Raw genomic sequence first — 11,850 nt, 5'->3', positions numbered from 1 at the left:
ACTTACTTTGCGGCTAAAAAACCAGCAAATAAATTTTTAGATAGGCTGATTCGTCGTGTTAAACTTTATTAAAATGACTTCAATGGAGCAAAATAATATGAAAAATATAGCGGTAATTTTAGCAGGTTGTGGCGTATTTGATGGCAGTGAAATTAATGAAGTAGTGCTTACTTTATTACACATTGAAAAAAACAACGCGAAATATCAGTGTTTTGCACCCGATATTACGCAGTACCATACTCTTAATCACATTACTGGTGAAGAAATGGCAGAGTCGCGTAATGTATTAGTGGAATCGGCTCGAATCACCCGTGGCAATATAAAGTCACTCGCTGAATTAGACATTACACAATTTGACGCTTTAATTATTCCTGGCGGCTTTGGTGTAGCTAAAAACTTATCTGACTTTGCTATTAATGGCACTAACGCGAAAGTAAATGACGAAGTACTGAGCGCTTGTAAAGCATTTGCAAAAGCAAATAAAGCCACCGGTTATATGTGTATTGCACCCGCTTTATTGCCATTCATTTATAATAAACCACAGCTCACTATTGGTAATGATAGCGACACGGCCGATGCTTTAACCACATTAGGCGCTGAGCATATTGAGTGTAAAGTGGATGATATTGTTATTGATAAAAATAATAAGCTGGTTACAACACCTGCTTATATGTTGGCACAATCAATTATGGATGCCGATGCAGGAATCGAAAAACTAGTACGTAACGTATTGGCCATTAGCTAATTATTAGGGTTCTGATCGCATTTAGATGTCTAATGATCCCGTTTTATTTAGGTAATTTATTGAGTTAAGACAATCATTAGTCGTATTTATAAATAAAATCGACTCTGAGCATTTTATAAATCACTGAGTGGAGTTATAATTGGTCTAAATTCCGTCATTTAAAATCGTGATTGATCACGTTCAAATTGAAGTGGGCAAGGCAAAATGAAAAAACTATCAGCTGCAGCATTACTTGTGCTAGCAACCACCGCATACGCACAGCCATATGATAACTCTATGACTGAAGATGCAATTAAAAAACGTTTAGCGCCTATTGGTGCTGTTTACCTTGAAGGTGAGAAAGTAGCGGTTGCTGCACCAACAGGTCCTCGTTCAGGCGAGCAAGTATATCAAGCAGCCTGTTTTGCTTGTCACGGCACAGGTGCTTTAGGCGCTCCTAAATCAGCTGACGATTGGGCTCCTCGTATCGCTAAAGGAAAAGACACCTTATTAGATCATGCGATCAATGGCTTTAATGCCATGCCACCGCGTGGAACGTGTATGGATTGTTCTGATGATGAAATAAGCGCAGCAATCGATTTCATGACCGCTAACTAAAATTAGCCAAGTCAAAATGCTTTAAATAAAAGGTTTACGTTTTAGTAAGCCTTTTTTGTTTCTAATTCATGAGTTTTAGCTACATAATTAAGAAAAATATCTACTTGACGCAAAATGTTAAAAGTGGAACTATAATGATTAATAACTATACAAAAAATTATAACTGGTTAAACATCATTGGAAGATAAACTTATTGTACCTAATAGCGTAGTGCGTCAAAATAAACGACTAAAAGCACTATTAAAAAAGTACAAACATGCCTACCACCTCCACAATGCCCTGATACAATTATCAGAGCAAGCAAGTACTGTTGCCGAGCTAACCTTACTTTACCCTGCTATTCATGACATTTTACAAAAGTATGTTCCGAGTAAAAGCTTTTATGTGGTGCTGGTTGATCCCCAGTCACAACAGTTAGAATTATCTTATTTTTCTGATGAAAAAGATGGCATTGCAGTACCACTTAATCGAGATAATAATTTTGAAGAAGGCGCAACGGGTTATGTCTTCAAGCAAGGGAAAACCACTTACTTTACCAAACAGCAAATGCATGATGCTGCCCAGCAAGGCTTATTTAAAGCATTGGGTACACCTGCAGAACACTGGGTAGGCGTTCCCGTTTATCAAGAAAGAAACATTATTGGTGTGTTAGCCGCGCAAAGTTACGACACAGAACAAGGTTACAGTTCTCAACAAATAAACCTGCTTGAGGCCATGTCACTCTATTTAGCCACCGCAATTGAACGGGTTAAAAAACGAGAGTTACTCGAATCAGAAGTAAAATTAAGAACCCGAGCATTAACGCAAAGTAATGACGCTTTAAATGTTGAAATACAACAGCGAAAAGGTGCCCTGCAACGCCAGCAAATATTATTCAAAATTTCAGAGCTGACAACCCAAGCCAAAAATTTAGATGATGCTTATTTTCAAATACACGAAATAATAAAAACCATTACTTACGCAAAAAACCTTTATATTGCCTTGTATGATAAAGAATCAGGTTGGATCAGTTTTCCCTACAGTGTCGATGAATTCCAAGGCAGCACTCAACCACGGCGCTTTGCAAAAGGCTACAGTGAACTGGTTATAAGCACCGAAGAAACACAAATAATTCATCCGCAAAGAGCACAAGAGTTATTAAATAGTGGCATTGTAGAGCGTGAAAAACCAATTGATGAATCCAAGAGAGCCACCAGCTGGCTAGGCGCTCCGCTAAAAACTTCGCAAGGCGTTATAGGGTTAATTGTTTGCCAAGCTTATAATAATGAACACCTTTTTACACATGATGATGCAGAGCTAATCACCTTTGTATCGCATCAAATTGCCACGGTATTACAAACAAAATTAGCTTCACAGGCACTAAAAAAGAGCCACCAAGAACTTGCCTCACGAGTTAATGAAAAAACTAAAGAATTGAGCCAAGCAAATTTACATTTGCAAATGCAAATTGATGAACGTAAAAAAATAGAACAACAACTTTATCACGATGCTCACCATGACTCACTAACAGGCTTACCAAATCGGAATTTATTTTTAACTCAACTAGAAAAAACCCTGCAATATTATCAACGCAATCCAAATGAGCACTTTGCTGTATTGTTTATTGACCTTGATAAGTTTAAAGATATCAATGATCAGCTCGGGCATCATGCCGGCGATGAGTTTTTAATTAGTGTTAGTAAATTATTCTCACAATGTATTCGTGAACATGACTTATTAGCGCGTTTAGGCGGAGATGAGTTTGTAGTATTACTGACCCACCTGACTGAGCCAAACCAGGCAGAAGATGTTGCCAATCGCATAATTAAAATTATGCAAAAGCCGTTTTGTACTAAAGGCGTTTGTGTACAAAGTGGTGCCAGTATTGGGATTACCTATTCAAAGCAAAGCTATAAACATACCGATGAAATCATTCGCGACGCCGATGCTGCTATGTATTATGCTAAAAATTCAGGTAAAAACCGCTTTGAGTTATTTCATCCACTGCTCACTGAGCCTATGTTGCAACATGAGTCACAAACATTACATCACCTTGATGTATTGCCTATGACGTTTCGTAGCTCAGATATTATCACCTTGGATGAGCATTATCAGAGTGCATCGTTATTTGAGGCTTTTGGTGAACACCCAGTCCTTGGCTTTACCAGTTTTGATATTTTAAAGAAATTTGCGAATGATAAAGAACAACATACCAAAGTTGAACTACAACTCATCCAACAAGCTTACCAACAAGCACAAAATGCAGAGATAGCCGTTGCGCTATTGCCTTGCTCCAGTTTACTGTTAGAAGAGCATGAATTTTCTTTACTAAAAGCTACACTAAAACAACCGGTAAACAATGAACAGCTTTGCTTGTTGTTTGATGAGCAGGAGCTGCGTTATGCCAGCGCACAGCAATTAGAGAACTTAAAACAGCTTAAAAAACTCGGTCATTCGATTGGCTTAAACAATTTCGCAAAAGACAAATGCGAGCTTAATTTGGTGACTGAAGTAGAGTGTGATTATTTACTCCTTAGCTCCACCTTCAGTAAACGAGTATTACAACAAGAAAGCTACGATTTACAGTTGCAGGGGGTGTTGGCTATTACTAAGCTTAAACAGATAAAAGTGATAGCTAAAGGCCCATCAATATTAAACTTTAGAGCTCTTTTAGATAAACACGGCATAAACCTATTCGTTGCTAAACAGCACCCACTAACCAGCGCTATACCAGCTACACTTAAAAACTCAGAATTAAAATAGCGCTAAACACATCTTATTGTGGCTTTTTCAGCATTGCTCTTAAATTTGCAACCCGAGCTTGGCCTTTTTCCATACGTTCAGCTTGGGTGTTAGGCGCTTTTTTGTTTTCAAAGGCTAAGTCATCTTGCGGTAACTCTTGCACAAATCGACTGAGCTCTGTTTGTGATGTTTCACCAAACTGACGGCGGATTTTAGCATAGGTTAAAGTCAGCTCTTGTTGCGCGCGGGTAATACCTACATAGGCAAGACGGCGCTCTTCATCCACATTATCTTCATCAATGCTTACTTGATGTGGCAACAATCCTTCTTCCATACCGACCATAAATACATAGGGGTACTCGAGTCCTTTTGAGGCATGCAAAGTTAATAATTGCACGGCATCAGCTTCATCTTCTTCTTCGTTTCGCTCTAGCATGTCCCGAAGGGTCAATTTACTAACTACTTCAGCCAGTGTCATTGGCGGATTATCGGCATCGCCTGTTAACATGTCTGTTATCCAGCGATACAGCTCGGACACATTTTTCATCCGCATTTCAGCGGCTTTGGCACTAGGCGATGATTCATACAAGTAAGCTTCGTAATTAATATTACGCACTAAATCCTTCACCGCCTCCAGTGTATCACTGCGCACTGCGTTATCTGAAAGCTCAACCACCCACCGGGCAAACCCAGCTAGTGCATTTAAACCACGTCCTTTTAGTCTGTATCCTAAGTCGTTATCAAAGCAGGTCGCAAATAAGCTTTGGTGTTTTTCATTAGCTAAGGTGCCAAGCTTTTCAAGCGTGACTGTACCAATTTCACGACGTGGGGTATTCACAATTCTTAAAAAAGCATTGTCATCATCTTGATTCACTAAAAGACGTAAGTAAGCCATGATATCTTTAATTTCAGAACGTGAAAAAAACGACATTCCACCACTAATTTTATACGGGATTCGGTTACTCATTAACGACTTTTCAAAGCCCCGCGCTTGATGGTTACCCCGGTACAAAATAGCGTAATCTTTATAGCTGGTGCGTTTCATAAATTTATGAGAAATAATCTCTGCGACCACACGTTCTGATTCATGTTCTTCATCACGACAGCCAATGACTTTAATTTGCTCACCATAGCCCAACTCACTAAAGAGCTTTTTTTCAAACTCATGGGGGTTATTTGCAATTAAGATATTGGCCGCTTTAAGAATGCGCCCAGCACTACGATAGTTCTGTTCTAGTTTTATTAATCGAAGCCCAGGGTAATCTTTACTTAATAACACCAAGTTTTGTGGACGAGCACCACGCCAAGAGTAAATTGACTGATCGTCATCTCCCACCACAGTAAAGCGTGCTCGTTCGCCTACCAGCAATTTCACTAATTGATATTGGCTGGTATTGGTATCTTGATATTCATCCACCAGTAAATAACGAAAACGCTGCTGCCATCGCTCACGTGATGTGGCATTACTACTTAAAAGCAGCGTGGGGATCATAATTAAATCATCAAAATCCAGCGCGTTATACGCTCTTAATTGATTTTGATAACGCGCATACAACTGAGCAAACAATGCCTTTTGCGGCTCTCTGGCTTCGCGAATAGCTTGTTCTGGTAAAATAAGCTCATTCTTCCAACTACCAATTTGCATTTTAAGTAGATTTAGTAAGTCTTTGTCTTTTTTAAGCTCGTCTTCGGTTAAATCACCGAGTAATTGATTCGTATCTTGGTCGTCAAACAACGAAAAACCGGGTTTAAAACCCAGTGTTTTTAACTCTTTTTTAATGATTTCAAGCCCAAGCGTATGAAAGGTAGACACCCATAAACCTTTAGACTCTTGTTTTCCCAAGGTTTGCAAAACCCGCTCGCGCATTTCTTTAGCCGCTTTATTGGTAAAGGTAACCGCCGCAATATTACGCGCTTGATACTCACATTTTTGTACTAAGTAAGCAATTTTGTTGGTGATAACTCGCGTTTTACCCGAGCCTGCGCCGGCTAATACTAAGCAAGGACCACTAATGTACTTTACCGCTTCATCTTGTTTAGGATTGAGTTTCATAACGACCAGCTGATTGCAAAAAGACGGGCAATTTTAACGTAATCACTACAATACGCCTAGCCAATAAGGTAATATTAGTTATTATCATTTTAGGCAACAGGCAAGGGACGACTATGATTAACCCAGCAAAACTTGAAGAAATTGCGAAACAGATCACTAATAACATGCCACAAGGTGTAAAAAACCTGGCTGACACACTTGAAGGTAAAACTAAGCAAGTGTTACAAAATAAGCTTGCCGAAATGGACTTTGTAAGCCGTGAAGAGTTTGATATTCAAAGCCAAGTGCTGATCCGCACACGTGAAAAGCTAACTGAATTAGAAGCAAAAGTGGCAATACTTGAACAGCAATTATCGGCAAAAACAGACGCTGAATAATAAATATAACGCCATAGACGAACCTGCTTTATGGCGCTAATCACTCAGTTATTCAAATAGCTCGTCCAGCACATAATAACCCGTTGCTTGTTGCTGCTCTATGCTTACCCTCAGCAATTTATTAGCTACTTGCTCACCGGTAATGGGTCTATACCGTTTGAGGATACCAAAACGCGTTAGCAGTGGAAGTACCACCTCACCTAGCTTTTCTGCAATTCTAAGCTCTGAACGCTCGCCGACTAATAAAGACGGTTGCAATATACTCAAGCGTGCAAAGCCAAGCTGCTTCACCTGCTGCTCAAGCTCTCCTTTTATTTTTAAATAACGGCTCATACTATGCGCATTTGCGCCACTTGACGATACCAAACAATAATGCGGAACAGCGTTATTGGCCGCCATTTGCGCACAAATAAATTGGTATTCAAAATCAACTTTACGTTGTGCAGCCACACTGCCCGCTTGCTTTAATGTGGTCCCTAAGCAAGAAAAGAATACGTCACCTTTGAACAATTCAACATGATGCGTCAAATTTTCAAAATCAATAACATGGCTAATTAATTTAGGATGAGAAAAATCTAATTGGCGGCGCGATAAACTCACTACCTTTGAATAGCAAGAAGATGCTAACAGCTGTTGTAATAACTGGCTGCCAACTAAGCCGGTACTGCCGATTATTAGCGCCGTTTTGGCCATATTAAAGGTGACTGTCCGCAGATTTATTTAGTACATGGTGTACTGCTTTTTTATAGCTTTCACACTCTTCTTCAGCACAACTAACTACCGATTCTAAGTCATGCAAATGACCATTTTCTAAGCCATATACCCAACCATGCACCGTGAGTTCCTGGCCTCTTAACCATGCATCTTGAACAATGCTAGTGCGAGATACGTTACGCACTTGCTCAATCACATTAAGCTCTATTAAACGATCAAGACGTTGTTTTTCTGGCAGAGCATTAAGTTGCTCTAGGTGTTTTTCTTTTACATCACCAACGTGGCGGAGCCAGTTATCAATAAAGCCAAAGCGGTCCTCGTTTAGTACCGCTTGCACACCACCACAACCGTAGTGGCCAACAACCATAATATGTTTTACTTTTAATACTTCGACCGCGTACTGCATAACCGATAAACAATTATGATCGGTATGTACAACCACGTTGGCAACATTACGGTGCACAAATAACTCACCCGGTAATAAATCAACAATTTGATTAGCTGGCACCCGTGAATCAGAGCAACCTATCCATAAGTATTCTGGGTTTTGTTGCATCGATAAAATTTTGAAAAATTCAGGGTTCGCTTCGCTCGTTCTAGATGCCCAGCGTTTATTATTTTCTAGTAAGTTATTTAAATTTCTCATTACATCTCTTTTAGGTTGAGGGCGTTTTTAAACTGGCTAAAATTAAAATATTACGGGGTGTTAATTGCTTCTCACAAAATGTATTAACACTGACGTCATAGCCTTGCTGCTGCAAATATAAAGCACGATCGAGCACAAGCCAAACTTCTATTGCTCTTCTAAACACATGTCGAACCAGTTCAACTCGCTCTGTTACTTTTTTTCGCGCCTGCCCAATCAATAAAAACTTATTGTAATCAATATCTTTTGGCAGTTTTAAGGCTTTTTTGTCTGCCGCCCAGTTACAAAATGCTGCAAACGAATCTGAAAATATCGCTTTATTCACTGAAGGGACGCTGACATACCCTAACTCACCAGTAAGTGACTTTCTTAAGGCATCAAATCCGAGTCGCCACTCCACTTCTGTTTTTCGCACTTTGCCTACTCGCGAAGGAGCTGTAACAGTTTCTTGCAGGGCGAGCTTTAAATCTCTGTGAGTTAAGTTTAATCGACTTTGCTGAGCATGCTCGCTCATCGCTTGGTAATTATTATCAGTAAATAAATGATAACAACAAGGTGAAAAGCTAATTTGTGGTACTTTTGCTGCACTGGCTTGATGCATAAAAGTTTGGTGTAACGCACCGCAGGCATGCAAAGCGACGGCATGAGTGTGTGGGCTAAAAAAATCCTGAATGCTATCCTTAAGTACATCGGCTTGGCTAAATTGTATTGCAAGTCCCTGCTGCTGTGCACTTTTTTTCCCTTGTTCACACAAATGAGATTGTAGCTCAACGCTGTGTACACTCTGCGCACCATTAAAAGCTAACATTCGCCCTAAATGGCCTTTACCTGCACACCACTCTAATACAGGCTGATTACTAGTGGGCAATGCGCCAACAAAATCTTGTAGCTGAGTAAACTTTCGACCTTTAATACCATTACTGATCCAAAATGGGTACTCCTTCCGAGTGTTGGTAATGGCAGGTAATGAAACTAATCGGCTAAGTTGCTCAACAGCGGGAATATAGGATGAAAAAAACTGATAGAGCTGCTCTTGATCAGAGTCTAATTCAGCAACCGCCTGATCGGATAAAGCGCTCAAAGGAGCATGTAATTCAGGCCAAGGTAAAGCGTCAAAATCAAATGCAGTACACTGCCAATACAAGCGAGTATTCATTAGCAAAGAGTTGAGGGCAGAAAATTGCTCAGTTAAGGTCATAACAGCTTAGGATATAAAAAAGACGCTTAATTATACCAGCACAATAGCACCTAATTAAGCGGTTATTTTTTTAACCTCGCAGAGCAAGGGAATTGCTTAACCTTATACCCGCTTTTGTTTAGCCGATTTAAGTATTAAACGTAAATACAGAGGGATAGAAATAATGCTTATTATAATAGCCGCAATTAGCATCCAAGAAAGCTGCAGTGTTTCTTGCTTTTTATATTTATAAATAAAATCAGCTTTTACTTCATCAAACTTTGTTTGATCAATCTCATATAAGTCAGCAATTAAACGCCATTTAGCCATCGACATATTACCCACAGTAGTACTCGGTGGAGCAATATAGTCTTTAAGTACCTCAGCCTCATATGCCAGTTGATGAAAACTGCGATCAGGCGCATAAAACTGTTGGGTTATGGCAATGGCTTCATCCATATTCATTACCGCGTAGCGCCACCCTTTTAAACTTGCTTGATAAAACTTTTCTACCGTATCGGGGTGATACTTAACCATACTATCGCTGGTAAATAAAATATCCGCGTATACATCCATCCCATAACGTTGTGGACATATAAGTCTATGAGCAACCCCTTGCTGATCCATATGATAAGGTAGGTCGGTAACATACACTTCTATGGCATCTAATTTATTTTCCATCCATGCTTGTTGCAATTCATCGCCTTTGTAAACAGCCAGTTTTTCGGTATCAGTACCACTGCGCTTAAGCATAGTTAGTAACTCAGAATTACTCTCTTTGCTGACTTCACTTACACGCTTGTTAATAAAATCACGAGCATGAAAAATATCTGAAGTTTCTTTTACCATCCAACAGTAAGGAGAAAACTGTAATATGGCAGCCATGGCTACAAAGGGTTCACCGGCAATACGGCGTTCTAATATACCTGAATGTGCTACACCAAATTGCGCCTCTCCTCGCTCTACCGCACCAAAACTATTTGGCCGTTTTGGATCGGCAGGAACTATATTGACGTCTAAACCGGCCTCATTATAAAAGCCTTTTTGTTTGGCCATGTAATAGCCAGCAAATTGAAATTGGTGCGTCCACTTTAATTGTAACGTGACTGATTCCTGCGCCATTAACTGGCTACAAAAAAAGCAGATGCTAATTATTATTCCTTTAAGTAGCAAAGCAGGCTTCCATAAACATGATAATTAATTATAACTATATGTAAAACAGCTAATAAAGCAAGCATCGGGATAAGATGCTTGCTTAGGATAGAGTTAGGCTAGAGCGATTTTTTCAAGCTTTTCTGCTTGAGGTTGGGTAGTTAAAAACTGAGTAAAACAGGGATTATCGGTTTCGTCTTGGACACTGTAACCTAGCCGATTTAAGTGCTCATTAAACATCTCATATTGGCTTGGTTCAATAGCAAAGCCTGCTAATACATTCCCCATTGACCCGCCATGATTGCGGTAGTGAAATAAAGTGATATTCCAGTTACTACCCAGCGTATCTAAAAAGCGCGCCAATGCGCCTGGATACTCTGGAAACTCAAACCTTAGTAAGCGTTCATGTAACTGCTCTGGCGCTTTACCGCCAACCATATAGCGTACATGCAGCTTTGCTAATTCGTTATCTGACAAATCGCAAAAGGTATATTTGTTATCTGTTAGACTTTGTTTAAGCTCTTCAAGTTCTGCTAACCCTTGACGTAGCGCAATACCAACAAAAATTTGCGCCTCGCCAGGCCCCGCATAACGATAGTTAAACTCAGTAATGGCACGCCCACCTAAAGATGTACAAAACTGCTTAAAACTACCGCGCTTTTCATCAATGGTCACGGCTAATAAAGCTTCGTTTTTCTCACCCAGCGCAGTGCGCTCAGCCACATAACGTAAGCGATCAAAGTTTAAATTAGCACCAGACAAAATAGCGGCTAAATTTAACCCCTTTAAACCCGACTGCTGAGACCATTTTTTAAGCCCTGCAGTTGCAAGCGCTCCTGAAGGCTCAGCTATAGCACGGGTTGATACAAAAATATCTTGCATGGCTGCACATATTTCATCGTCTGATACGGTAACTACTTCATCACAAAACTTTTGTGCCAGTCTGAATGTTTCGCTACCAATTATTTTAACGGCAACACCATCGGCAAAACTGCCAACGCGATCGAGTTCTACCGGCTCGCCTGCTACTAAAGCAGCTTTTAAGCAGGCGCTTTCATTCGCCTCAACCCCTATCACTTTGATATCGGGGCGCAGCGACTTAATATATACCGCCATACCTGCCAGCAAGCCGCCGCCGCCAACAGGAATAAATACCACATCTAAATCGTTGAGCTGTTGCATTAATTCACGGGCAACCGTACCTTGACCAACAATCACATCAGGGTCATCAAATGGCGGTACAAATACGCCGTTTCGCTGCTCAGTTAATTCCAGCGCATACGCTTTTGCGGCATCAAATTGATGGCCATGCAATACGACTTCACCACCCAATGCCCTTACCGCATTAACCTTTATTTCAGGTGTGGTCACGGGCATCACAATGGTGGCTTTGTGCCCTAAGTGTGAGGCACTTAGTGCCACACCCTGGGCATGGTTACCTGCGGATGCGGTGATCACAACCGAGCCTTTAGGCAGCTTATTTAATTTATTAAAAGCACCGCGTAATTTAAACGAGTACACGGGTTGCTGGTCTTCACGTTTTAACCAAACATGATTACCTAATCGTGTACTCAATTCGGCCATTTCACTTACCTCAGTCACCTTGGCTAAAGGCTCCATATTGGCTTGGATAATCGCGCGAAAATAATCGAGTTCTTGAGAAACCAT

General features: G+C 40.3%; 10 protein-coding genes. 4 read left to right on the top strand and 6 right to left on the bottom strand.

The window, feature by feature from the left end; all coding sequences use genetic code 11:
• The first annotated feature begins 97 nt into the window (after positions 1-97).
• The 3 genes from elbB (at position 98) to FLM54_RS01335 (ending at position 4,084) form a co-directional block, all read left to right on the top strand.
• Entirely contained in the window at positions 98-745 is a 648-nt protein-coding gene (gene elbB, locus FLM54_RS01345) for an isoprenoid biosynthesis glyoxalase ElbB (RefSeq protein ID WP_010390362.1), read from the top strand.
• A gap of 204 nt (positions 746-949) precedes the next feature.
• The gene (locus tag FLM54_RS01340) at positions 950-1,342 is read left to right on the top strand and encodes a c-type cytochrome (protein ID WP_008112730.1); all 393 of its coding nucleotides are present in this window, start codon (positions 950-952) and stop codon (positions 1,340-1,342) included.
• A gap of 177 nt (positions 1,343-1,519) precedes the next feature.
• On the top strand, positions 1,520-4,084 hold the full coding sequence (locus tag FLM54_RS01335; protein WP_055012279.1) for a diguanylate cyclase domain-containing protein: 2,565 nt from the start codon (positions 1,520-1,522) through the stop codon (positions 4,082-4,084).
• A 13-nt stretch (positions 4,085-4,097) separates the two neighbouring features.
• Here the strand turns inward: FLM54_RS01335 and rep are convergent, their stop codons facing one another.
• Positions 4,098-6,116: a DNA helicase Rep gene (gene rep / locus FLM54_RS01330; RefSeq protein WP_010390360.1), complete on the bottom strand. Its 2,019-nt coding sequence runs from the start codon at positions 6,114-6,116 to the stop codon at positions 4,098-4,100.
• 113 nt (positions 6,117-6,229) lie between these two features.
• Here rep and ubiK point away from each other — a divergent pair, with 113 nt between their 5' ends.
• Complete coding sequence (ubiK, locus tag FLM54_RS01325; RefSeq protein ID WP_008112735.1) at positions 6,230-6,493, top strand: ubiquinone biosynthesis accessory factor UbiK; 264 nt, start codon at positions 6,230-6,232, stop codon at positions 6,491-6,493.
• 48 nt (positions 6,494-6,541) lie between these two features.
• Here ubiK and FLM54_RS01320 read toward each other — a convergent pair whose 3' ends face one another.
• From FLM54_RS01320 to ilvA, 5 genes are all read right to left on the bottom strand, one after another.
• Positions 6,542-7,186 carry a short chain dehydrogenase gene (locus FLM54_RS01320; protein WP_178954680.1) on the bottom strand — a complete coding sequence of 215 codons (645 nt, stop codon included), beginning with the start codon at positions 7,184-7,186 and terminating at the stop codon, positions 6,542-6,544.
• Between the two features lies 1 nt (position 7,187).
• On the bottom strand, positions 7,188-7,853 hold the full coding sequence (gene can / locus FLM54_RS01315) for a carbonate dehydratase (protein WP_008112739.1): 666 nt from the start codon (positions 7,851-7,853) through the stop codon (positions 7,188-7,190).
• 10 nt (positions 7,854-7,863) lie between these two features.
• A complete protein-coding gene (locus tag FLM54_RS01310; protein ID WP_178954678.1) occupies positions 7,864-9,051 on the bottom strand; it encodes a methyltransferase in 1,188 nt (395 codons plus the stop codon).
• Positions 9,052-9,153: 102 nt separating this feature from the next.
• Positions 9,154-10,152, bottom strand: a complete 999-nt coding sequence (locus tag FLM54_RS01305; RefSeq protein WP_178954676.1) for an ABC transporter substrate-binding protein — start codon at positions 10,150-10,152, stop codon at positions 9,154-9,156.
• Positions 10,153-10,296: 144 nt separating this feature from the next.
• The gene (gene ilvA, locus FLM54_RS01300; protein WP_178954674.1) at positions 10,297-11,850 is read right to left on the bottom strand and encodes a threonine ammonia-lyase, biosynthetic; all 1,554 of its coding nucleotides are present in this window, start codon (positions 11,848-11,850) and stop codon (positions 10,297-10,299) included.

Origin of the sequence: Pseudoalteromonas sp. Scap25, from assembly GCF_013394125.1 — a bacterium.
Lineage (GTDB): Bacteria > Pseudomonadota > Gammaproteobacteria > Enterobacterales > Alteromonadaceae > Pseudoalteromonas.
Note: the sequence above shows the minus strand (reverse complement) of the source record. Positions and strands in the feature narration are given on the sequence as shown.